At 73.3% G+C, this 22,935-nt stretch carries 19 protein-coding genes; 11 read left to right on the top strand and 8 right to left on the bottom strand.

Translation table 11 applies throughout. The annotated features are described in order from the left end of the window. Nucleotides 1–66 precede the first annotated feature (66 nt). Nucleotides 67–843 carry a MerR family transcriptional regulator gene (locus tag ACIRYZ_RS03665; protein WP_393024298.1) on the bottom strand — a complete coding sequence of 259 codons (777 nt, stop codon included), beginning with the start codon at nucleotides 841–843 and terminating at the stop codon, nucleotides 67–69. A gap of 229 nt (nucleotides 844–1,072) precedes the next feature. Between ACIRYZ_RS03665 and ACIRYZ_RS03660 the strand changes: the two genes are divergently transcribed. From ACIRYZ_RS03660 to ACIRYZ_RS03650, 3 genes are all read left to right on the top strand, one after another. Next, nucleotides 1,073–2,650: a flavin-containing monooxygenase gene (locus tag ACIRYZ_RS03660; RefSeq protein WP_402939009.1), complete on the top strand. Its 1,578-nt coding sequence runs from the start codon at nucleotides 1,073–1,075 to the stop codon at nucleotides 2,648–2,650. Between the two features lie 100 nt (nucleotides 2,651–2,750). Then, entirely contained in the window at nucleotides 2,751–3,740 is a 990-nt protein-coding gene (locus ACIRYZ_RS03655) for an alpha/beta fold hydrolase (RefSeq protein ID WP_402939006.1), read from the top strand. Beyond that, nucleotides 3,737–4,642, top strand: coding sequence for an SDR family oxidoreductase (locus ACIRYZ_RS03650; protein ID WP_402939003.1), 906 nt, complete (start codon nucleotides 3,737–3,739; stop codon nucleotides 4,640–4,642). Before ACIRYZ_RS03655 ends, ACIRYZ_RS03650 begins: the two co-directional genes overlap by 4 nt. 107 nt (nucleotides 4,643–4,749) lie before the next feature. Here ACIRYZ_RS03650 and ACIRYZ_RS03645 read toward each other — a convergent pair whose 3' ends face one another. Next, complete coding sequence (locus ACIRYZ_RS03645) at nucleotides 4,750–6,072, bottom strand: PLP-dependent aminotransferase family protein (protein ID WP_402939001.1); 1,323 nt, start codon at nucleotides 6,070–6,072, stop codon at nucleotides 4,750–4,752. A 93-nt stretch (nucleotides 6,073–6,165) separates the two neighbouring features. Here ACIRYZ_RS03645 and ACIRYZ_RS03640 point away from each other — a divergent pair, with 93 nt between their 5' ends. From ACIRYZ_RS03640 to ACIRYZ_RS03630, 3 genes are all read left to right on the top strand, one after another. After that, nucleotides 6,166–6,837 carry a LysE family translocator gene (locus ACIRYZ_RS03640; protein WP_402938998.1) on the top strand — a complete coding sequence of 224 codons (672 nt, stop codon included), beginning with the start codon at nucleotides 6,166–6,168 and terminating at the stop codon, nucleotides 6,835–6,837. 306 nt (nucleotides 6,838–7,143) lie between these two features. Beyond that, a complete protein-coding gene (locus tag ACIRYZ_RS03635) occupies nucleotides 7,144–7,917 on the top strand; it encodes an SDR family NAD(P)-dependent oxidoreductase (protein ID WP_402938996.1) in 774 nt (257 codons plus the stop codon). A 127-nt stretch (nucleotides 7,918–8,044) separates the two neighbouring features. Continuing rightward, entirely contained in the window at nucleotides 8,045–9,928 is a 1,884-nt protein-coding gene (locus tag ACIRYZ_RS03630) for an ABC transporter ATP-binding protein (RefSeq protein ID WP_402938993.1), read from the top strand. A gap of 16 nt (nucleotides 9,929–9,944) precedes the next feature. Here the strand turns inward: ACIRYZ_RS03630 and ACIRYZ_RS03625 are convergent, their stop codons facing one another. Then, entirely contained in the window at nucleotides 9,945–10,613 is a 669-nt protein-coding gene (locus ACIRYZ_RS03625; protein WP_402938990.1) for a lysophospholipid acyltransferase family protein, read from the bottom strand. A 175-nt stretch (nucleotides 10,614–10,788) separates the two neighbouring features. Here ACIRYZ_RS03625 and ACIRYZ_RS03620 point away from each other — a divergent pair, with 175 nt between their 5' ends. After that, nucleotides 10,789–11,001, top strand: coding sequence for an EF-hand domain-containing protein (locus ACIRYZ_RS03620; RefSeq protein ID WP_402938987.1), 213 nt, complete (start codon nucleotides 10,789–10,791; stop codon nucleotides 10,999–11,001). Between the two features lie 129 nt (nucleotides 11,002–11,130). On the opposite strand, the gene ACIRYZ_RS03615 is transcribed toward ACIRYZ_RS03620, so the two are convergent. Continuing rightward, complete coding sequence (locus tag ACIRYZ_RS03615) at nucleotides 11,131–13,329, bottom strand: CDP-glycerol glycerophosphotransferase family protein (protein ID WP_402938985.1); 2,199 nt, start codon at nucleotides 13,327–13,329, stop codon at nucleotides 11,131–11,133. Nucleotides 13,330–14,053: 724 nt separating this feature from the next. On the opposite strand from ACIRYZ_RS03615, the gene ACIRYZ_RS03610 reads away from it, so the two are divergent. Beyond that, nucleotides 14,054–14,323 carry a hypothetical protein gene (locus ACIRYZ_RS03610; RefSeq protein WP_380609447.1) on the top strand — a complete coding sequence of 90 codons (270 nt, stop codon included), beginning with the start codon at nucleotides 14,054–14,056 and terminating at the stop codon, nucleotides 14,321–14,323. Nucleotides 14,324–14,579: 256 nt separating this feature from the next. Further along, nucleotides 14,580–15,035, top strand: coding sequence for a YjbQ family protein (locus ACIRYZ_RS03605; protein ID WP_393024326.1), 456 nt, complete (start codon nucleotides 14,580–14,582; stop codon nucleotides 15,033–15,035). On the opposite strand, the gene ACIRYZ_RS03600 is transcribed toward ACIRYZ_RS03605, so the two are convergent. Together ACIRYZ_RS03600 and ACIRYZ_RS03595 are read right to left on the bottom strand one after the other, a co-directional pair. Further along, nucleotides 15,032–15,589 (bottom strand): DUF1990 family protein, encoded by a 558-nt coding sequence (locus ACIRYZ_RS03600; RefSeq protein ID WP_402938982.1) that lies wholly within the window; start codon nucleotides 15,587–15,589, stop codon nucleotides 15,032–15,034. The two genes, ACIRYZ_RS03605 and ACIRYZ_RS03600, sit on opposite strands and share 4 nt — an antisense overlap. 150 nt (nucleotides 15,590–15,739) lie before the next feature. Then, a complete protein-coding gene (locus ACIRYZ_RS03595) occupies nucleotides 15,740–16,858 on the bottom strand; it encodes an FAD-dependent monooxygenase (RefSeq protein ID WP_402938979.1) in 1,119 nt (372 codons plus the stop codon). 209 nt (nucleotides 16,859–17,067) lie between these two features. Here ACIRYZ_RS03595 and ACIRYZ_RS03590 point away from each other — a divergent pair, with 209 nt between their 5' ends. After that, nucleotides 17,068–18,096, top strand: a complete 1,029-nt coding sequence (locus ACIRYZ_RS03590) for a TetR/AcrR family transcriptional regulator C-terminal domain-containing protein (protein ID WP_402938976.1) — start codon at nucleotides 17,068–17,070, stop codon at nucleotides 18,094–18,096. Between the two features lie 9 nt (nucleotides 18,097–18,105). Further along, nucleotides 18,106–18,339, top strand: a complete 234-nt coding sequence (locus tag ACIRYZ_RS03585) for a hypothetical protein (RefSeq protein WP_402938974.1) — start codon at nucleotides 18,106–18,108, stop codon at nucleotides 18,337–18,339. Nucleotides 18,340–18,349: 10 nt separating this feature from the next. On the opposite strand, the gene ACIRYZ_RS03580 is transcribed toward ACIRYZ_RS03585, so the two are convergent. Together ACIRYZ_RS03580 and ACIRYZ_RS03575 are read right to left on the bottom strand one after the other, a co-directional pair. Then, a complete protein-coding gene (locus ACIRYZ_RS03580; protein ID WP_402938971.1) occupies nucleotides 18,350–21,448 on the bottom strand; it encodes an AAA family ATPase in 3,099 nt (1,032 codons plus the stop codon). Further along, entirely contained in the window at nucleotides 21,445–22,614 is a 1,170-nt protein-coding gene (locus ACIRYZ_RS03575; protein ID WP_402938969.1) for an exonuclease SbcCD subunit D, read from the bottom strand. Before ACIRYZ_RS03575 ends, ACIRYZ_RS03580 begins: the two co-directional genes overlap by 4 nt. Nucleotides 22,615–22,935: the final 321 nt, after the last annotated feature.

The raw sequence follows: 22,935 nt of genomic DNA, 5'->3' as shown, positions 1-22,935 counted from the left end.
TGCTCCACTGCGCCCCGTCCGACGGGCGGACGAAGCGCGGGAATCCCTGCCCGCCCGGCAGGCCCGCTACGCCTCGGAGCCGTACTCCCGTCGCTGGCGCAGCAGTTCGGCGTACTCGGCCCGCACCCGGCGGTCCATCGCGAGCGTGAACTGCGCGTCGGCGACGGTGCGGGCGAGCGGCCGGACCCGCAGGATGCGCTCGGTGAGCCGGGCCGCCTCGCCGGGCGCCAGCGGCGTCTCGTCGGAGAGCGCGCTGAGCAGGTGGTCGCTGACCACCTCGATGAAGATCTCGGCGATGGCGTCGATGTGCTCCTGGGTGCGCCGGCTGGCGTCCAGTACCGCCGAGAGCGGCACGCCCTCGGCGACCAGTTCGGTGGTGGCGTCCATCAGTCGACGGCTGACGTGGGTGATCCCGTCCTCCTCGACCGTGATGTAGCCCTGAGCGATGGACTCGGCGGTGTTCTCCTCGGTGAGCTGGTCCCCGAAGGCGGTCTTCAGCTCGTCCCAGTCCAGTCGCACCGGGGTCTCGTCCGACCAGGGCGCGACGATCGCCGCCTCCAGCCCGATCAGCTCCGCGACGTCCTGCCCGCTCTCCCCGGCGCCGATCAGTTCGGCGATCCCGCCCAGGGTGTGGCCGCGGTCGAGCAGTTCGCCGATCATCCGCAGCCGGGCCAGGTGCTCCTCGCCGTACCAGGCGATCCGGCCCTCCTTGCGGGGCGGTTGGAGCAGTTTGCGCTCGCGGTAGAAGCGCAGGGTGCGGGTGGTGATCCCGGCCGCCTCGGCCAGTTCCTCCACCCGGTACTCGCGCTTTTTGTCGTCCGCAGCAGCTCTGACCTTGTCCACGGCGATCAGCATAGGTCCGTGACGTCGGCTGGGGTGCCCTCGGGAACTTCCGGTGAATCGGGGCCGTCGTGCTTCTTCCATCCGGTGTCAGCAAGGACTACCCTGCCAACCATGCCAGTGATTACTGGCGTTATTGGCAGGGTCCCGGAGGTGAGCCCCCGGGAGGTTCCGGGGCGGACGGCCCCGGGAAAGCGCGACGATCACCGCCCCACCCCCAGGAGGTTGCCGCATGGCATCCAGCAGCAAGCGCCCCCGCTCCGGCGCGTCCGCAGCGACCGACACCACTGCTGCGCGGGAGACCGTCCCGCACGTCCGGGTGGCGGTGATCGGCTCCGGATTCGGCGGCCTCGGCGCCGCGGTCCGGCTGCGCCGCGCCGGGATCACCGACTTCGTCGTCCTGGAGCGCGCGGACTCCGTCGGTGGTACCTGGCGCGACAACAGCTACCCCGGCTGCGCCTGCGACGTGCCCTCGCACCTCTACTCCTTCTCCTTCGCGCCCAACCCCGACTGGCCGCGCAGCTTCTCCGGCCAGCCGGACATCCGCGCCTACCTGGAGAAGGTCGCCACCGTCTTCGGTCTCCGCCCGCACCTGCGCTTCAACACCGAGGTGCTGGAGGCGCGTTGGGAGAGCGAGCAGACCCACTGGCGGATCACCACCTCGGCCGGCCAGTGGACCGCCGACGCCGTCGTCTCCGCCGCCGGACCGCTCGCCGACCCGCAGATCCCCGACCTGCCCGGCCTCAGCGGCTTCCCCGGCAAGGTGTTCCACTCCTCCCGCTGGGACCACGACTACGACCTGACCGGCAAGCGCGTCGCGATGGTCGGCACCGGCGCCTCGGCCGCCCAGATCATCCCGTCGATCCAGCCCGAGGTTGGCAAGCTCACCGTCTTCCAGCGCACCCCGGCCTGGGTGCTGCCGCGCCGCGACCGGGAGATCAGCCAACTGGAGAAGTGGCTGCACGGCCGCCTTCCGGTCACCGCCAAGATCCGCCGGGGCACGCTCTTCGCCCTGCGCGAACTCCAGGTGGACGCCTTCGTACGCCGCCCCGGACTGCTGCGCGCGGTCCAGCAGCTCGCCGAACGCCACATCGCCCAGGGCGTCGCCGACCCGGCACTGCGCGCCAAGCTCACCCCGGACTACCGGATCGGCTGCAAGCGCATCCTGCTGAGCAACACCTACTACCCGGCGCTCGCCGCCGCCAACACCGAGGTCGTCTCCTCCGGCCTGCGCGAAGTGCGCGGCTCCACCCTGGTGGCCGCCGACGGCAGCGCGCACGAGGTGGACGCGATCGTCTTCGGCACCGGCTTCCACGTCACCGACATGCCCATCGGCTCCCGGGTGTTCGGCGTGAACGGGACCAGCCTCGCGGAGGAGTGGAAGGGCGGCATGGAGGCGCTGCGCGGCTCCACCGTGCGCGGCTTCCCCAACCTGTTCTTCGTGATCGGCCCCAACACCGGTCTCGGCAACAGCTCGATGATCCTCATGATCGAGTCCCAACTGAACTACCTGATCGATGCGTTGACCACGCTCAAGTCGGTCGGTGCCACCGCGATGCAGCCCACCGTCCGGGCCCAGCGACAGTGGAACCTCGAACTGCAGCACCGGATGGACCGCACGGTCTGGACCACCGGCGGCTGCCGCAGCTGGTACCTGGACCCGAGCGGCAAGAACACCGTGCTCTGGCCCGGCTCCACGACGTCCTTCCGTCGGGCCACCCGCAAGGTCGACCTCGGCGAGTACGAGCTGATCATGCGCGCCGCGTCCGCCAACGCCCGTACCGCCACCACCCAGGAGGTTTCCGCATGAGCGAGCGAAGCATGGGGGTCCCCCCGGCCGAAGGCTGGGGGAGAATCATGAAGAGGCGCGCGTTGTGCGAAGCGCCTGTCGAGCGATGCGAGGTGGGCGCATGAGTTCCGTCGAGTTGCCCGCCGAGTACCTGCCGCCCGTGCCCGTCGAGGAGCTGAGCGTCCGCTCGGCCGACGGCATCCGGCTGCACGTCGAGGTGCACGGCCAGCCGGGCGCGCCCACCGTGGTGCTCTCCCACGGCTGGACCTGCTCGACCGCCTTCTGGGCCCCGGTGATCCGCGAACTCTCCGACCGCTACCGGGTGGTGGCCTACGACCAGCGTGGCCACGGGCACAGCGAGATCCCGCCGAGCCGGGTCCGCTACTCGACCCGGGCGCTCGCCGAGGACCTCGCCGCCGTGCTCGCGCGGACCGTTCCGGCGGGGGAGCGGGCGGTGGTGGCAGGGCACAGCATGGGCGGGATGACCATCATGGCCGCCGGCGGTCGGCCCGACGTCGCCGAGCGCACCGCCGCCAACGTGCTGATCTCCACCGGCCCGGCCGAACTGGTCGCCGAACTCACCGTCCTCCCGGGGGCCGTACGTTCCCCGGGCCTGCGGCGCTTCCTGCACCGGCGGCTGCTGCTCTCCCGGATGCCGCTCGGGCCGGTCACGCCGGTCAGCCGCGCCGCGCTCAAGTACGCCACCATGGGGCCGGGTTCGCCGGCGGGGCAGGTCGAGGCGACGGCCCGGATCGTGCACGCCTGTCCGACCGCGGTCCGCGCCAACTGGGCCGGTGTGCTCGGCCGGCTGGACGTGCGAGCCGGACTCGGCCGGATCGCCGCGCCCACCGCCGTGGTGGTCGGCACTGCGGACCGACTGACCCCGCCGGTGCACGCCCACCGGATGATCGCCGAACTCGCCGACCCGCAGGGGCTGTTGCTGCTTCCCGGGGTCGGGCACATGTCGCCGCTGGAGCGGCCGGTGGAGGTCGCCGCCGAGATCCACCGGATGGCCGCCACGCACCTGGCCGCCGAGGGCCCCGCTGCCGTTGCCGCCGACGCTTCGGCCGCTTCGGCCGCTTCCACTGCCGAGAGGACCACCGTCGCATGAACGCCATCCCGCCGTTGTCCGCGCAGGTCGTGGTGGTCACCGGGGCCGCCCGCGGGGTCGGCGCCTCACTGGCCCGCAAGCTCGCCCGGCGCGGCGCCAAGGTCGCGCTGCTCGGGCTGGAGCCGGAGGAGCTGAAGGCCGTCGCGGCGCAGTGCGGCGCGGCCGCCACCTCGTGGGAGGTGGACGTCACCGATCTGGAGGCGCTCAACGACACCGCCCGCCGGATCAAGGAGCACTACGGGCGGATCGACACCGTGGTGGCCAACGCCGGCATCGCCATCGGCGGACCGCTGGCCGACAGCGACCACCGGGCCTTCAGCCGGGTCATCGAGGTCAACCTGCTCGGCAGCGTCGCCACCGCGCGGGCCTTCCTGCCGGCGCTGACCGAGAGCCGCGGCTACCTGCTGCAGATCGCCTCGCTCGCCGCGCTGACGCCCGCGCCACTGATGAGCGCGTACTGTGCCAGCAAGTCCGGGGTGGAGGCCTTCGCCCACTCGCTCCGCGCCGAGGTTGCCTATCGGGGCGTCAAGGTCGGTGTGGGGTACCTGAGTTGGACCGACACCGACATGGTGCGCGGCGCCGACCAGGACGCCGTGCTGAAGCAGATGCGCGGCCAACTGCCGTGGCCGGCCAACAAGACGTACCCGCTGGAGCCCGCGGTGGACCGGATCGTCGCCGGGATCGCCCGCCGTTCCGCCCACGTCTACGCCCAGGCCTGGCTGCGCGGCATGCAGCCGGTGCGCTGGCTGCTGCCGAGCCTGATCGCGGTGGTCGGCTCCCGCGACGTGGCCAAGCTCGCCCCGCAGCTCGCCGCCACCGCTGCCTCCCGCCTGCGCGCCGTCGGGGCCGGTGGCGCCGCGGACACGGCGACGCGGGGGAACAGGGCAGGGGCGGACGGCTGACCAGTGACGGCTGACGGCTGACAGGCGACTGCTGGCAACTGACAGATGACAGATTTCAAAATCTGTCATCTGTCAGTTGTCGCCTGCTATCCGTTACCGGTCATCCGTCATCCATCGGCCGCAATCCCCGCCAGCACCCCCAACGCCCGCACCAGCACCGGCAGCGGCGGCGAGGCCAGCCCGACCCGGACCGCCGACGGCGTGCTCCGCGGGTCGACCGCGAACGCGGCCGCGGGCGTCACCGAGATCCCCGCCCGCGCCGCCGCCGCGACGAAGGTCTCCGCCCGCCAGGCCCCGGGCAGCTCCCACCACAGGTAGTACGAGCACGGGTCCGCCCGCAGCCGATGCCCCGCGAGCACCTCCCGCGCAAGCTCCTGCCGCGCGGCCGCGTCCGCGCGCTTCGCCGCCTCGACCGCCGCCAGCGTCCCGTCCCCGATCCACCGCACGGCCGCCTCCAGCGCGAAGCCGCTCGGTGCCCAACCGCCCGCCCGCAACGCGCCCGCCACCTGCTCACGCAGCCCGTCCGGGACGACCGCGAACCCGCTGGTCAGTCCCGGGGCGAGCCGCTTCGACAGGCTGTCGACCAGGACGGTCCGCTCCGGAGCCAGCGCGGCGAGCGGCGCCAGCTCGGGCCGCAGGAAGGACCAGATCGAGTCCTCCACCACCGGCAGGTCCAGCCGGCGCAGCTCGCCGGCCAGCGTGACCGCCCGCTCGTGCGGCAGGCTCGCCCCGGTCGGGTTCTGCAGCCGCGGCTGGACGTACACCGCGCGAAGCGGCGTCGTGCGGTGGGCGGCTGCCACGGCGTCGGGCAGCAGCCCGTGCTCGTCCACCGCCAGCGGCACCAGCCGGATGCCCAGCCGCTCCGCCACTGCCTTGACCACCGGATAGGTCAGCGCCTCGACGCCCAGCCGCTGCCCCGGCGGTACCAGGGCGGACAGCGCCCCCGCCGTGACCTGCCGCCCGTTGCCCGCGAACAGCAGGTGCTCCGGGTCGACCTCCCAGGTGCCCGACGTCAGCAGCCCCGCGAAGGCCCGCCGCGCCGCGCCCGTCCCGGCCGCGCCGACCGGCCGCAGCGCCTCGCCCAGCGCGTCCACCCGCAGCAGCGGTGCCAGCCCCTCGGCCAGCAGCTCGGCCTGCCCGGGCGCGGTGGGGTAGTTGAGTTCCAGGTCGACGGGCGCGGCGGCGGGTTCGGCGAGCGCGACCCGTCCGTCGTCCGCACCCCGCCAGGCCCGTACGAAGGTGCCCCGGCCGACCTCCCCGACGGTCAGCCCGCGCCGGACCAGCTCGCGGTAGACCCGGGTCGCCGTCGAGTTGGCGATGCCGTGGGCGCGGGCGAAGGCGCGCTGGGTGGGCAGTTGCTGGCCGGGCCGCAGCCGTCCGTCCGCGATCTCGGCGGCGATCCCGTCCGCGATCAGGCGGTAGTCGTCCATCGGCGTCCAGCCCTTCGTCCCGGGGCGCGGCACATTGCACCGAGCGCAAAGACATCATTGCATCGAGGTCGCTCCACGCCATAGCCTCCCCCCATGAGCGAGTTGGACGCGTTGATATCCGCCGTGGACGGCCACGCCGTGCTCGGGATCGCCGCCGTGGCACTGGGCATGGTGCTGTCGCCGGGGCCGAACATGATCTACCTGGTCTCGCGATCGATCGCGCAGGGCCGCCGCGCCGGGCTGGTGTCGCTGGCCGGCGTCGCGACCGGCTTCCTGGTCTACCTGGTCGCGGTGACGGCCGGGGTGGCCGCCGTCTTCTCGGTGGTGCCCGCGCTGTACACCGCGATCAAGCTGGCCGGCGCCGGCTACCTGCTCTGGCTGGCCTGGAAGGCGGTCAAGCCGGGTGGCACGGCGGTCTTCGCCCCGCAGCAGCTGCCCCCGGACCCGCCGCGCCGCCTGTTCGCGATGGGCTTCCTGACCTGCCTGCTCAACCCCAAGATCGCCGTCATGTACATATCTCTGCTGCCCCAGTTCGTGGCGCCCGAGCGCGGCCACGTGGCGCTGCAGAGCCTGGTGCTGGGCCTGATCCAGATCGCGATCGCCATCACCGTCAACGGCCTGATCGCGATGAGCGCGGGCAGCATCGCCAACTTCCTCAACCGCCGTCCGACCTGGCTGCGGGTCCAGCGCTACGCCATGGGCACCGTCCTCGGCGGCCTCGCCGTCCACATCGCCGCCGACCGCGCCAAGGCCGTCGCGGCCTGACCCGCCTCCGCGGGGCGCAGCAGGGCGTCGACCCGCGCGGCCACGGCCAGCAGGTCCCGGTCGGCCATCCGCGCTCCGATGAGCTGGACGCCGACGGGCGCCGACCCGGTGACCGGGAGGGGGAGCGTCACCGACGGCAGGCCCGCGGTGGTGGCGGGGGACGTGTTGCGGATCAAGGTGAGGAACGTGGGCACGTCCCGACCGTTGGGGGGCGGGGAGGGCCTCCCGCCTGCGGCCGCGGCCCGCCGAGCAGGGCCGTAGCCCTAGGTGTGGGCTCGGCTGCGGCGAGTCGGTACGGTCGGGGGTATGACAACAGCCTTGATCACCGGCGCTACCGCCGGCATCGGAGCCGCCTTCGCCCGCCGGCTCGCCCGCAGCGGCTACCGGCTCGTCCTGGTGGCCCGGGACGCCGAGCGCCTGGAGCGCGCGAGCGCCGACCTGCACGCCGAGTACGGCATCGAGGCGGAGGTGCTGCGCGCCGACCTCGCGACCGACGAGGGCATCGCCGCCGTCGAGGCCCGGCTCGGCGATGCCGAGCGTCCGGTGGACCTGCTGATCAACAACGCCGGATTCGGCAACAAGGGCGCCTTCGGCGCCGTCCCGCTCCAGGCCGAGCTGGACATGGTGAAGGTGCACATCGAGGCGATCCTGCGGCTGACCACGGCGGCCCTGCCGGGGATGCGCGAGCGCGGCCGGGGCGCGATCGTCAACGTCGCCTCGGTGGCGGCCTTCCTGCCGCGCGGCACGTACGGGGCGAGCAAGGCGTGGGTGGTGAGCTTCACCCAGGGCGTGCTGCGCGACCTCGGCGGTACGGGCGTGCGGATGATGGCGCTGTGCCCGGGCTTCACCCGGACGGAGTTCCACGAGCGGGCCGGCATGGGCACCGGCAACATCCCGTCCTGGTCCTGGCTCTCGGCCGAGCGGGTGGTGGCGGAGGCGATGCGCGACCTGGCGCGCGGCAAGTCGTTGTCCGTGCCGGGCAAGCGCTACAAGGCGGCGGTGGCCATCGCCCGGATGCTGCCCTCCGGCAAGCTCGGCGGCCTGTCCTCGAAGGCGGCACGCACCTACCGGACGAACTGAGGCGCGCGGCGGTCGGGCGGGGTGCGGTGGCGGGCCGACGGGCCGACGGGCGGGGAATAGAGTCACCCTCACTATTAGCTTGCCTAACTATGAGCTACTCTCGCTATGCTGGCATCAGCCGATCGCCATGCCCGCCGCCGCGCCCGTCGCGCGTCCGACCCAGGGAGGCCCGTCCTTGAGGCCCGCCGCCATCGACTGGACCCCGCCCGAGCGCGCCGAGGGCGAGTCCCGCCCGCCCGCCGAGTGGCGGCGGATCCTCGCGCTGTTCCGCCCCTACCGCGGCCGCCTCGCCGCCGTCGGGCTGCTGGTGGCCGCCTCCGCCGTGGTCTCCGTCGTCTCGCCGTTCCTGCTCAGGGCCGTCCTGGACACCGCCATCCCGCAGGGCCGCACCGGGCTGCTCAGCCTGCTCGCGCTCGGGATGATCCTCACGGCCGTGGTGAACAGCGTCTTCAACGTGCTGCAGACCCTGATCTCCACCACCGTCGGCCAACGCGTCATGCACGACCTGCGCACCTCCGTCTACGGCCACCTGCAGCGGCAGTCGCTCGCCTTCTTCACCCGCACCCGCACCGGTGAGGTGCAGTCCCGGATCGCCAACGACATCGGCGGCATGCAGTCCACGGTGACCTCCACCGCGACCAGCCTGGTCTCCAACCTCACCGCGGTGATCGCCTCGATCGTCGCCATGGTCGCCCTGGACTGGCGGCTGACCGTCGTCTCGCTGCTCCTGCTCCCGCTGTTCGTCTGGATCAGCCGACGGGTCGGCCAGGAACGCAAGAAGATCACCACCGAGCGGCAGAAGCAGCTGGCCGCGATGAGCTCGGCGGTCCAGGAGTCGCTGTCGGTCAGCGGCATCCTGCTCGGCCGCACCATGGGCCGTTCCGACTCGCTCGCCCGGGAGTTCACCGGGCAGTCCGACCAGCTCGCCGACCTGGAGGTGCGGGCCAGCATGGCCGGGCGCTGGCGGATGAACACCATCCAGATCGTGATGGCCGCGATGCCCGCGCTGATCTACTGGGCGGCCGGACTGACCTCCGCCGCCGGTGCGCCGATCGTCTCGGTCGGCACCCTGGTCGCCTTCGTCACCCTCCAGCAGGGCCTGTTCCGCCCGACCGTCAGCCTGCTCTCCACCGGCGTGGACGTGCAGACCTCGCTCGCGCTCTTCCAGCGCATCTTCGAGTACCTCGACCTGCCGGTGGAGATCGACGAGCCGGCGCACCCGGTCACCCTGACCGACATCCGCGGCGAGGTCCGCTTCGAGGCCGTCGACTTCCGCTACGACCCCGGGCAGGAGCGCCCGACCCTGGTCGGCGTCGAGCTCAAGGTCCCGGCCGGAAGCTCCCTGGCCGTGGTCGGTGAGACCGGCTCGGGCAAGACCACCCTCAGCTACCTCGTGCCGCGGCTCTACGACGTCACCGGCGGCCGGGTCACCCTGGACGGCGTGGACGTGCGCGAGCTGTCCTTCGACACCCTGGCCCGCGCGGTCGGCGTGGTCTCCCAGGAGACCTACCTCTTCCACGCCTCGGTCGCCGAGAACCTGCGCTTCGCCAAGCCCGGGGCCAGCGACGCCGAGCTGGTCGAGGCCGCCCGGGCCGCGCAGATCCACGAGACCATCGCCGCCCTCCCGGACGGTTACGACACCCTGGTCGGCGAGCGCGGCTACCGCTTCTCCGGCGGGGAGAAGCAGCGCCTCGCGCTCGCCCGCACCATCCTGCGCAATCCGCCGGTGCTGATCCTGGACGAGGCCACCAGCGCGCTCGACAACCGCACCGAACGCGCCGTCCAGCAGGCCGTCGACACCCTGGCCGCCGGCCGCACCACCATCACCATCGCGCACCGGCTCTCCACCGTCCGCTCCGCCGACCAGATCGCCGTGCTCGACCACGGCGAGGTGGTCGAACTCGGCAGCCACGAGGAGCTGGTGGAACTGGACGGCCGGTACGCGGCGCTGCTGCGCCGGGAGGCGCCGGAGGCGGCGGCCCTGTCGGACGCCGCCCTCGGGCACGCGTGAGGCGAGTGGGCGGCGGTCAGGCCGCCTTCGGTACCTCGTTGTAGCTCTCCACGACCTCCTGGCCGGACAGCCGCTGGATCGCCGCCATCACCTCGTCGGTCACCTGCCGACGGGCCTTCAGCGAGCGGGCCTGCCCGTGCAGCTCGTCGAAGTGCAGCGGCTCGCCGAAGCGGACCGTCACCTTCTTGATCCGCGGGACCCGCTTGCCCACCGGCAGGATCTGCTCCGGGCCCTCCAGGGCCACCGGCACGACCGGCACGCCTGCAGTCAGCGCGAGCCAGGCGACGCCCGTCTTGCCCCGGTAGAGCCGGCCGTCCAGCGACCGGGTGCCCTCGGGGTAGATGCCGAAGGCCTTGCCGTCCTCCAGGATCTCCAGCGCCGACTCCAGCGAGGCCTGAGCGGAGCGGTAGGTGCCGCGCTCGACCGGCACCGCGCCGATCGACTCGAAGAAGCCCTTGGAGAGGCGGCCCTTGAGTCCCGGTGCGTTCCAGTACTCGGCCTTGGCGAGGAAGTGCACCCGGCGCGGGGCGGTCAGCGGGATCACCACGCTGTCGATGAAGGACAGGTGGTTGCTGGCCAGGATCACCCCGCCCTTGCGCGGCACGTTCTCGGCACCCTCGATGACCGGGCGCCAGATCCCCCGTGACACGGGTTTCAGCACCAGCCTGGTGACGAGATCGAGCATGTTCCCTCCCTGGACGAACGACCGCCCGGGAGGAGCCCGGGCCAGCAATCAGACCCGCAGACTACGACACCGACCCCCGCGCCCGTCCACTCCCGGCCACCGTGGCGGCCACCACGGCCGGGTAGTGTACGGCCGTCCGAACCGAGCACAACCCCGCAGTACCCAGGAGGAAACGATGGAGAGCATCGAGGCCATCAAGGAGATGTTCGACCGTATCGACCAGAACGGCGACGGCAAGATCACCCCGGCCGAGTACGCGCTGGCCGCCAACGAGATGGGCGACCACAGCGTCACGCTCTCGATGGCGGAGGCGCTGATCCACGCGATGGACACCCGTCACCAGGGCTACCTGGACTTCGAGGAGTTCCTGGCCGCCCGCCAGCGCTGAAGTCGCACCGACGGGGCCGGTCGTCGTACCGGCGGCACCGGCCCCGCCCGGAGCTTCGCAGGCCTTCCCGGGCCGGCTCCCCGCCGGTCGGCCCCGCCGGTCAGCCCTGCCGGGCCCGCTCCCCGCAGGTCAGCCCTTGACCGGGAACACCCGGCGCACCACCCGCTCCGCCGCACCGCCGTCGTCCCAGACGCAGAACTTGGCCCGGAACCGCGCCCGCGCCGCCGGCTCCGGATCGCCCGCCCGCAGCGCCCTCGCCAGCCCGTCCACGTCCACCGTGACCGCGCCGGGCGGTTCCTCGAACAGGTCGAAGTACACGCCGCGCTCGCGCCGGTACTCCTCCCAGTCCGGCGCGAAGACGACCACCGGCCGGTCCAGCACCGCGTAGTCGAACATCATCGACGAGTAGTCCGTCACCAGCGCGTCCGCCGCCAGGTAGAGGTCCTCCACCGTCGGGTGCGCCGAGACGTCCACGATCTCCGCCGCGTCCTCACCGGCCGTCAGGTCGCCCGGGCCGCCGACGTGGAAGTAGTGGGTGCGCACCAGCAGCGTGAACCGCGGGCCCAGGCGCCGGGCCAGCTCCGCCACGTCCACCAGCGGCACGTAGCCGCCCTTGCCGCCGCGGTGGGTCGGCGCGTACAGCACGGCCGTGGTGCCGGGCCGCAGCCCGAACCGCTCGCGCATCGCCCGGACTTCCTCCGGGGTGGTGTTGGCCAGCCGGTCGTTGCGCGGGTAGCCGGTGTCCAGCATCTCGTACCGGCCGGGGAAGGCCCGGGCGAAGTGCTCGCTGGTGTGCGGGTTGGAGGAGACCAGGAAGTCCCAGCGGTCGACGGCCTCCTGGAGCCGGTCGAAGTCCATCCCCTCGGACGCCTCCGGGCGGTCGCGCAGGTCCATGCCCATCGCCTTGAGCGGGGTTCCGTGCTGGGTCTGGATGTGCACCGTCCCCGGCCGCTTCACCATCGTCCGCGGGAAGTTGACGTTGTTCACGAAGTACTTGGCGGTCGCCATCGCCTTGAGGTAGGCGGGGGTGTTGACGATCACGTACGGCACCCCGGGCGGCATGGCGGCGGCCTGCGTGCGGTTCTCCACCACCCACACGCCCCGGATCTGCGGGGCGAGTTCCTTCGCCTTCTCGTAGATCGCCGCCGGGCTGCAGGCGTAACCCCGGTGCCAGTACGCGGCGTAGACCGCCAGGTGCTCGTCCAGCGGGAGGCGGCGGAACGCGTTGTACGCGGTGAACCGGGCGCCGCTGCGCACGCCCTTCTTCACCGCGGGCGCCACCGCCCGTGCCCCGCGCTTGAGTCCGCGCGGCAGCCGGCCGGTGCGGCGCAGCTCCGCGTACGCGATCCGGGCGCCGCGGGCGGCCAGCCGGTACTGCACGCCGCGCACCCCGCCGGGGAAGCGGTAGCCGACCGGGCGGTGGCGCTCGAAGTGGTCGGAGATCCGGTGGAAGAAGTCCTTGCGCCGGTCGGCGGGGACGAGCCCCGGGGTGTCGTAGACGTTCAGCGCCTGGCGCAGGGTCCGGTCGAAGACCAGGGTGCGCAGCGACTCCGGGACGGGCCGGCCGGGACGGTCCGGGCGGTCCAGGAAGGTGAAGATCGCGTCGTACTGGGCGAACACGTCGGCGTGCTTGGGGGAGGCGGTGGCGGTGATCGCGCCGTCCCGGCCGCGCCGGTAGAAGTAGCAGGGGCGGTCGAGGTAGCGCAGCCGCTCGGCGGCCAGCAGCGCGGGGTAGGTGACCGAGATGTCCTCGTAGTAGCCGCGGCCGAAGGCGACGTCCAGGCCCTCCAGGAAGGCGCGGCGGAAGACCTTGTTCCACACCGACATCACGGTCTGGAACAGCGCCGGGTGCTCGGCCAGGGTGCAGCCCTCGACCAGCGGGGAGCCGACCAGGACGTGCCGCCAGGGGTTGGGCTCGGTCTCGCCGTCCGGGTAGACGTGGGTGAAGTCGGTGAGCAGCACGTCGACGGGGGTCTCCCGGCGGAGCTCCTGCTCCAGCTCGTCCAGGATCACGCCGACGGTCCGCTCGGGCACCCAGTCGTCGCTGTCCACGAACCAGACGTACTCGCCGCGCACCAGCGGCAGGGCGGCGGTCCGGGCGCCGCCGAGGCCCTGGTTCTCGGTGAGGTGCAGGACCCGCAGCCGGGGGTCGCGGGCCGCGTAGGCGTCCAGGACCGCGCCGGAGCCGTCGGGGGAGAGGTCGTCGACCGCGATCACCTCGAAGCGGGTCTCCGCGGCGTGGGTCTCGCCGAGGATCGAGTCGAGGCAGCGCGGGAGGTACCGCTCCACGCCGTGGACCGGGAGCACGATGCTGAGGAGGAGGGACACGCTGGCCGAGTCTACCGATCCACCGGGCGCGACCTGCGGGGACGTCCGGTCGGCGGTGGGAGGCGGGGGCCGGGCCCGGAACCGCCGGTGCCGGGCCCCGAGCGGGGCGGCACCGGCAGTCTGGTGGCGGCCCGGCCGACCCTCTACGGCCGGCCGCCGGTCCGGGCACCCTGTGAGCCTGGCCACCGCAGCGTCGAGGTGACCGGGCAGTGGCTCGCGGGAACCGGAGCTGATCGAGTCATTTCATCACTCGAACACACGCTTGAGTGCGGTGCGGGCACTGGCGTGTGCATCAGATATTGCTTGGAGGATCGACGCGAGTCAATCCCTCGTATGTGTTCACTTCATGAACCTGACCGCTGACGCCGCCTCCCGCCGCCGGTGATCGTTTTGTCGACCTGGCGGCTGTCCCCTATATGCGGGCGCCCATCGACATCCGGGGTGATTCGTCGACACGGGTCGTGGCACCCGTCGGACGCCCCCGTGCGCCCGGCGCATACCGCGCGAACGGGCGCCGGGCCAGTGCCTCCTGGCCCTCCTGGCGGACGGCGGGTCGTGCACCACCATTGATGCCTAGTCGTGACCGCACGGGTGGCCCCTGGTGCATCGTCAGTTGACGTCGCACGGTACGGTGGCACAACACCAAGGACGGTTGCGCGAAGGCCGTCTGTCACGGATAGTCTTCGCCTCACGGCCCTGGCGCCTCGTAGGGGTGGGAAAACTGATGGAACACATGCAAGTGCGGACTCGGCCCCGTGTGCCGGCGATCCAGTGCGGTGTCGGCGCGACCGGCCGCAGGATCGATCGACACCTGGCCGTGCTCGGCGCGCCCGCACTCTCGGCGGTGGACACCGCCGAGGCGCTCGGGCTGATAAGGGAGCTGACGCCGCGCGGCGCAGACGCCCCGGCGGCGGCCCGTCGTCGCCACACCCGGGTCTCGCTGCTGGCACCGCTGCGTCGGCTACGGCGGAGCCTCTTCGGCGGGCGCGGCTAGCGGCCTCCGGTCGCGGTCGGCTCGGCCCCGACTCGACCCGGCGGACCAACCGGTCCGTCGGGTCTTCGTCGTATCCGGAGGCCTGTTGACGGGCAGGTCCGTTGACGAGCAGGCCTGTTGCCGGGCAGGTCCGTTGACGGGCGGATCCACCCGCTGCTTTGGTCTGAACCTCTCACCCTATGCGAGTTTGCCTCCTTGGCAAGGGCAGGCGGCGGGGCAGTAGGTCCGGCCCGCTGACCTGGGTCAGGATGGCGCCATGGCCGACAACCACCACTCCACGTCCACCGGGTCAACCGGCTCCTTCCAGACCGTCACGCTGGAGATCACCACCGGCAACCGTGAGGTCGCGCTCGACATCACGGACCGCTGCGCCGTGTTCCTCAACGACCGGGCCGCCGGGCGTGACGGCCTGCTCAACGTCTTCGTCCCGCACGCCACCGCCGGGATCGCCGTCCTGGAGACCGGCTCCGGCAGCGACGAGGACTTCCTCGCCACCCTGCGCGACCTGCTCCCGGCCGACGACCGCTGGCGCCACCGGCACGGCAGCCCCGGCCACGGTCGCGACCACGTGGTCCCCGGCCTGGTCGCCCCGCACGCCACCCTGCCGGTGATCGGCGGGCAACTGGCGCTCGGCGTCTGGCAGTCCGTGGTGCTGATCGACACCAACGGGGACAACCCGCGCCGCACCGTCCGGCTGTCCTTCCTCGGCTAGCGGGCCCGGGCGACGTGCTCGGCCACGGCGGCGAGGTAGCGCTCGATCGCCAGGTACTGGCAGAGCAGCGCGACCGGACGGCCCAGTCGGGCGTACCAGGCGGACAGCCGGGAGAACGCGGCGACCTCGAACCACACCTCGCCGTCGGCGTCCATCGATACCAGGAACGACTCCTCGCCGCACTCCGGATGCCCGGGCAGCGTCCCGTACGCGAAACCGATCCGGTGGGGCTCCGCCACCGTCCACACCACCCGGCAGGGGATCACCAGCCGCGGCCACCGGCTGCCCGGCAGACTCAGCCGCAGCAGCACGGTGGCCCCTTCCCGGGCCGGCTCGCCCGGCCACACGGCGAAGCCCGTCCCCAACTGGCTGCCCCAGCCGAGCACATACCGCCCGGCCCGCTCCAGCACCTCCGGCCCGTGGCCCAGGTGGACCCGCCGCCGCAGCTGCGCGTACCCGTCCGGCAGCGGCCCTCCCTGGGTGGCTCCCACCTCGGGGTACGTAGGCGCGGCGGCCCGGGCGGCCTGTAGGCGTTGCTGGAGATCGGCGACCATGGCGGCCACGGTAGTCGGGGGCCGGGGGCGGGTCGTCGGCGGGGCGGTGGAGCCCTGCGGGTGGGGCGGTTCGGGCGACGGCGAACAAATGACGGATGGCAGATGTCGAAATCCGTCATCTGTCATCTGTTCGCGGTCATCTGTCAGTCGTCATCCGTTCAGTGCGATCGCGTTCTTCGCCCGCTCCACCGACTCCTCGGAAGCCGGCCCGCCCGGGTTGTCGGTGGCCAGCGCCTGATTGAGCCGGACGAACGGGCGCAGCCGCCGCTCGTACTCGGCGTAGGCGGCGCGGTGCTCCCCGCCGGAGCGGGTGAGCGCGTCGGCCAGCACGTACGCGCCGACCAGGGCGAGGCTGGTGCCCTGGCCCGACAGTGGGGAGGCGCAGTAGCCCGCGTCGCCGAGCAGGACGATCCGGCCCCGCGACCAGTGGTTCAGGTGGATCTGTGCCATGGAGTCGCAGTAGAGGTCCGGCGCCTCGGCCAGGGCCTTCAGCAGCCTCGGGGTCTCCCAATGCAACGCGGTCATCCGTTCGGCGACGAAGGCCTTCTGGGCCTCCGGATCGCGCCGTCCGGCCGGCAGCGGCTCGCCCGCGAAGCCGAAGCTGATCCGCAGCTCGGAGTTGCCGCGCACCGGGTAGACGCCGTAACCCGCCTCGCCCTCGCGCAGCCAGAGCTGCCAGTCCTCCAAGGCGAGGAAGTTGTTCGCGCTGAAGATCGCCAGGTGCATGCCTAGGTGGCGGGCGAAGCGCTCCTCGGGCCCGAAGGCCAGCCGGCGCACGGTCGAGTGCAGGCCGTCGGCCCCCACGACCAGGTCGAAGCGTCGAGCTTCGGCGCGCTCGAAGCGGATGAAGGCGCCGTCCTCGTCCTCGCCCCGGTCGAGCGCGGTGACGGTGTCCCCGAAGACCAACTCGACGCCCTCCGCCGCCGCCCGGTCGTGCAGCACGCGGACGAGGTCCTCGCGCAGCAGTTCGATGTCCTCGTTGTCGAGTCGTCCGCTGCTGAAGGTGCTCTCGGTGGAGCGGTGGATCTCCCGGCCGTCGCCGTCCAGTACGGACATGCCCCGCATCCGGGTGCGGTGGGCGCGGACCTCCTCCAGCATCACGAGCCGATCGACCACCTCCAGCGCGACCCCCCGGACGTCCACCGCCTGCCCGCCGCCGCGCAGCCCGTCGGCCCGCTCCACGACCGTGGGGGCGAAGCCTTGACGGTTCAGCGAGACGGCGAGCGCGAGGCCCGCGATGCCGCCGCCGGAGATGAGCACGGACTTCATTGACAGCTCCTTGCCTTGGTGCGCCGGTGGCGCTCGTACGGTGTACGCGCCCTGAATGTACGTCGTACGTGCAGGGCTGCCAAGGCTGTTTTGCGGCTACTGAGCTAGTGCAGTCGGCGGATTCGAGGGGGCATCGCTGGTAGGGTCTGAGCTAGTACAGCACCGGTCGTCGCGGAAAGAGATCCGCATCACGTGAGGGAGCCGGCCGCATGGTCTCCACGCCCGAGCCCGTCCCGCCCTACCGACGCATCGTCGACCAGATCGCCCGGCGGATCACGGACGGCACGCTCGCACCGGGCGAGCGGGTGCCCTCGACGCGGCGGATCGCCCGGGAGTGGAACGTCGCCCTCGCCACGGCCACCAAGGCGCTCACCACCCTGCGGCTGGAAGGCCTGGTCGAGACCTTGCCCCGGGTGGGCACGGTGGTGGCGGCTCGCCAGGCACCTCGGCGTCGTCCGAGCGCTCCTTCAACGGAGACTTCGCCGACCACCGGTTCGGCGGTCCCGGGGGCGGCCGTCGAGCTGAGTCGGGACACGATCGTCCGGGCCGCCCTGGAGATCGCCGACCACGAAGGCCTCGCCGCGCTCTCCATGCGCACCGTCGCCGCCCGACTGGGCGTGGCGGCGATGTCCCCGTACCGGTACGTGCCGAGCAAGGACGACCTGGTGCTGCTGATGGCGGACGCGGCCTTCGGCGAGGGGACGTACCCGGTTGAGCCGACGGGGGACTGGCGGGCACGCCTGGAGCTCGGCGCGCACACCCTGTGGCGGATCTACCGCCGCCACCCGTGGCTCGCGCAGGTCGGCGCGCTCACCCGGCCGCTGATGCTGCCCGCGCTGATGGACCACGCCGAGTGGGCACTCGCCGCGCTGGACGGCCACGGTCTGGACGCCGCGACCATGCTCGACCTGCACGTCCTGCTCTACTGCTACGTCCAGGGCGTCGCCGTCCACCTGGAACGGGAGGCCCAGGCCGAGGCCGGTACCGGCCTGACCGAGGGCGAGTGGATGGACCACCAGGGCCCGGCACTCGCGGCGCTGGTCGCGGGGGAGCGGCACCCAGTGTTCGCACGGACCGTCGGGAGCGTCGGGGACGGCTACGACCTGGACCTGGACTCGCTGTTCGCGTTCGGTCTGGGGCCGATGCTCGACGGAGTCGGGGCGATGATCGAGGCGGCCCGGGCCCGGGCCGGGGTCGTCTGCGGGGGCGTCTTGCCGCAGGGCGGGGGCGGGGAGTAGGAAGGCGGCATGAGTGACGGCGCGACGGACGATGCGGTGGTGACCGAGGGCGCGGCGGTGTGCGAGCCGGCGCCGGACGGCTCGGCGGAGGCCGCGCTGCGGCACGACCCGGAGGCGACCGGCCCGCGGGCGGACTGTGTGCTGTGCGGGGAGCCGACCGAACTGCCGGCCGACCGGCCGGGCAGCACCCTGTGCCCGGTGTGTGCCTGGCAGCAGGCGCAGCGGGTGGCGTGTTCGGGCTGACCGGCCGTTCCTAGGCGTCCTCCCGGGTGGCCAGCGCGAGGGTGGAGCCGTGGCGGCCCTTGCGGACCATGAGCTGGGCGGGGATGCGGCTGCGCAGGTCGGCCACGTGGCTGACGATGCCGACCGCGCGGTCCCGCTCGCGCAGGCCGTCGAGGACGTCCATCACCTCCTCCAGGGACTGCTCGTCCAGGGTGCCGAAGCCCTCGTCGATGAACAGCGTGTCCAGCGGCATGCCGCCCGCCTCGTCGGTGACCACGTCGGCCAGTCCGAGGGCGAGCGAGAGCGAGGCGAAGAAGCTCTCGCCACCGGAGAGGGTCGCGGTGTCCCGCTCGGTGCCCGTCCAGGCGTCGACCACCCGTAGGGCCAGGCCGGAGCGCTTGTTGCCGGCGCCCCGGTCGTCGCTGTGCACCAGGGTGTAGCGGCCGCCGGACATCCGGACCAGCCGGTCGCTGGCCGCCGCCGCGACCTGCTCCAGCCGGGCCGCCAGGACGTACGACTCCAGGCGCATCCGCAGCCGGTTCTCGGTGGAGGTGCCGGCGGCCAGTGCGGCGAGGCGGTTGATCCGCCCGTACCGCTCCAGCGCCGGGGCCAGGTCCCCGGTCAGTTCGGTCAGCTGCCGCCCGATCGCGGTCAGCGCCGCGCAGCGCTCCCGGGCCGCCGACCGGGCGGCGTGCGCCTGGCCGAGCCGGTCGGTGGCCCTGCTGAGCGCGGCCGCGGCGGTGGGCAGGTCGACCGGCGGACGGGCCGCGGCCTCGGCCAGTTCGGGCAGCGCCAGCTCGTGCTGCACGGCCGCCGACTCCGCGCGGTGCCTCTCCAGCCGGGCCGCCAGCCGCTCGCGCTCCTCGCGCGGCAGCAGTACCGCGAGCGCCGCCGCGGTGTCCGGGAAGCCCGCCGCGACGGCGGCCTTGCCGAGCTCCTCCTCGGCCTCGCCCAGCCGGGCCCGCGCCTCCGCGCAGGCCCGGGCGGCGGAAGCGGTGGAGGCCACCTCCTCGGTGAGCAGGGTCAGCGCAGCGGTCCGGTCGGCGACCGAGGCCGCCTCGCCCCGGGCGGCCGCCACCTTGGCGGTCAGATCCCGTTGCTCGGCGTCCAGCGCCTGCAGCCGGTCGGTGAGGACGGCGGCGCGCTCCTTGGCCTCGTGCAGTTCGTCCAGTCGGCGGGTGCGGTCCTGCGCCAGTCGGCCGATCTCCCGCTCGACCCGGCCGAGCGCCTCCGCCTCGTGCAGCGCCTCGCGGTGCTCGCGCTCCAGTCCGGCCAGGGACTGCGCGAGCGCGTCCGCACCGTGTGGCCCGGCCGCCCCGGCGGCGGTCGCCTCACGCACCCGCAGCGCGGTCAGGGCCTGGTCGGCCGCCGTCCAGGCCTGCTCGGCGGCGGCCTGGGTCTGCCGGGCCCGTTCCTCGTCCTCGGCGCTCACGCGGCTGCCCTCGGCGGCCTCGGCGGGCGCCGGGTGCTCGGGCGAGCCGCAGACCCGACAGGCCTTGCCCGCCCGCAGCTGCTCGGCCAGCTCGGCGGCCATGCCCGCCAGCCGCCGGTCCCGTAGGTCCAGGCTGTGTTCCCGGGCGTCCAACGCGGCGGTGCGCAGCTCGGCGACCCGCGGCTCGGCGCCCGCGATCTCGGCCCGCAGTCCGTCGCGCTCCCGAGCCGCGCTCAGCCGGGCGGCCGACTCGGTGCGCTGCCGGTCCAGTTGCTCGACCCTGGCGCTCGACGCCTGGGCCCGGGACTGCTGCTCCTCCAACCGGCCCAGCTCACCGTCGAATTCGGCCAGCCAGTCCTCGGCCTCCTCGGCCAGCCCCTCGGCAGCGCTCCGTTCCTGCCTCAAGGAGCGCTGCTCGCGAGCGAGTTCGGCGCAGCGCCGCTCATCGGCCCGGGCCGCCTCCAGCCGGACCACCTCGGCCCGCAGCCGCAGCTCGGCCTCGGCCAGCTCGGCGGCACCGGTGTCGGTTCCGGCCTCGGTCCCGCTCCCGGCTTCGGCTCCGGATTCGGTCCGGCTCCCGGCTCGGGCGAGCCTGCGGCCCTCGGGGCCGGAGCGGGCCAGCGCCTCCCGGCGCCGCTGCTCCGCCTCCCGTGCGCGCCCGAGCGCCTCGGCCGCGCTCTCCCGCAGCCGCAGCGCGGACTCCACCCCGACGGCCTCCTGCGCGGCCGCCAGCCGCTGCCGGTCCCGAGCCGCGGCCGGCTCGAACCCGGCCAGCCGCTCGGCCTCGGCCACCGCCTCCCGGTGCCGGCGCTGCCGCCCGGCCAGCTCCTCGGCGGACTCCCGGCCCCGCTGGGCCTCCCGCTGCGCCGCCTCCGCGCCCGCGAGCGCGGCCTCGGCGACGGCGAGCTGTTCGGCGGCGCCGCTGCGCAGGACCGCTGCCCAGCCGAGCACCCCGGCGGTCAGGTCGGCGTCGCCGTCCTCGGCCGGCACCCAGCCGTCGGCCGGCTCGGCGTCGGGGCCTGCCGCCTGCTCGGCCTTGCTGGCGAGGTCGCGCAGTCGGCGCCGACCGGCCTGGACGGCGGCCTCCTGGGCGCGCCGCTGGTCGGCCAGCCAGGTCTCGACCAGCCCGTACCGCTCGGTGTCGAACAGTCGCCGCAGCAGCTTGCCGCGCTCCTCCGAGTCGCCCTTGAGGAAGCGGGCGAAGTCGCCCTGCGGCAGCAGCACCACCTGGCAGAACTGCTCCCGGCTCATGCCGATCAGCCGGTGGATCTCCTCCCCGGCCTCCTGGTGCGACTTGCTGAGCGGCCGCCAGCCGGGCGAACCGTCGCCCGCGTCGGCCGTCCACTCGCGCAGCAGGGTCTGCGGACGCTCGACCGTGGTGCCGGTGCCGACCTTCTTCGGTCGGCGCTGCTCGGGCAGCCGGGTGATCTGCAGCCGCCGGCCGCCGAGCGTCAGCTCCAGCTGCACCTGGGTCAGCCGCTTCGGGTCGGCGTGGTCGCTGCGCAGCCGGTTGGCTCGGCGGGCGTTCGGCGTCTCGCCGTAGAGGGCGAAGCAGACCGCGTCCAGCACGCTGCTCTTGCCCGCGCCCGTCGCGCCGCGCAGCAGGAACAGCCCGCCGGCGGCGAGCGCGTCGAAGTCCACCGTCTCGCTGCCCGCGAACGGGCCGAAGGCGGTGACGGTGAGCTTGTGCAGCCTCATCGGGGCAGGTCCGCCTTCCGGTCGGTGGTCTCCCGGACGCGCTCGAAGCCTTCGCGCAGCCAGCCGAGCTCGTCCGGCTCCGGCTCGGCGCCGGGGCGGACGTGCCGCAGGAAGCCCTCGGCGATCTCCAGGTCGTCCCGGCCGCTGACCCTGGCCGCGTACGACTCGGACGGCCCGGCCCCGCTCTCCTCGGGGTCGAACAGCAGCTGGAGGGTGTGCGGGAATCGGCGGCGCAGCTTCTCCATCGGCTCGCTGGGGCGGGCCGCGTCGGTGAGCGTGGCCTGCACCCAGGACTGCTCGTGCTCGGCGTACTTCTCGTCGGTGAGCAGCGCGTCCAGCGTGTCGCGCAGGGTGGCGAGCGGGCGTGGTTGCGGGCAGTCGACCCGCTCGGCCGTCACCGAGCCGTCGGCCGCGAGGTCGACCAGCCACATGGTCTTGCGCTGGCGCACCTCGGAGAAGGAGTAGGCGAGCGGGGAGCCGCTGTAGCGCAGGTGCGGGGCGAGGGTCTGGCAGCCGTGCAGGTGGCCGAGCGCGGCGTAGTGCACCCCGTCGAACACCGTGGCGGGCACGGAGGCGACCCCGCCGACCGCGATGTCCCGTTCGCTGTCGCTGGGCGCGCCGCCGGTGACGAAGGCGTGCGCCAGCACCACGGCCCTGGTCCCGTCGGGGCGAGCCGCCAGATCGGTTCGGACCTGGTCCATCGCCGCGCCGAGCACCGCCGCGTGCCCGCCCTTGGCCAGCCCGAACCGCTCGCGCACCAGCGTGGGCTCCAGGTACGGCAGCCCGTACACCGCGACCGGCCCGTGCTCGTCCGCCAGCAGCACCGGCTCGGCGCACTCGCCCGGGTCGGTCCGCAGGTGGATCCCGGCCCGCCCGATCAGCCCGGCGCCGACCCCGAGGCGGCGGGCCGAGTCGTGGTTCCCGCTGATGAAGACCGTCGGTACCCCGAGGTCCGCCAGCCGGTGCAGCACGTCGTCGAACAGCGCGACCGCCTCCAGGCCCGGCAGTGCCCGGTCGTACACATCCCCGGCGACCAGCACGGCGTCCACGCCCTCGGACCGGACCACCGCCACCAGGTGGTCCAGGAAGGCGCGCTGGGCGTCGTGCAGGCTCTCCCGGTGGAACGAACGCCCGAGATGCCAGTCGGAGGTATGCAGGAGTCGCATGGTCCCCGACGATAGCGCCCGGCACTGACAATCCCGCCCGGATCAGTTGTCACGGGCGCCCCAGGGGCCGCGGGGCGTCGCCCGCCACCACATCGGCGACCCCGGCGCACCGGATGACGGTCGCGTGCCGGGCGGCGTCGTTCGGCATCCCCGACGGGTGGACCGTCCGGCTTCGTTCAGTCCTCTCACCCGTGGCCGCAGCCGTGACCCGTCCATCGTCGGAGCTCCGGGATCGAGTCGTTCGGGGTCGTTGGCGAGCGAATTCGATCGATGGTGGCCGAAATATGGATGGAAATCGCCAGGACTGATCGATGAATGGCG

This window comes from Kitasatospora sp. NPDC101155 (assembly GCF_044768305.1).
Classification (GTDB): domain Bacteria; phylum Actinomycetota; class Actinomycetes; order Streptomycetales; family Streptomycetaceae; genus Kitasatospora.
This window is presented reverse-complemented; position numbering and strand designations above follow the sequence as displayed.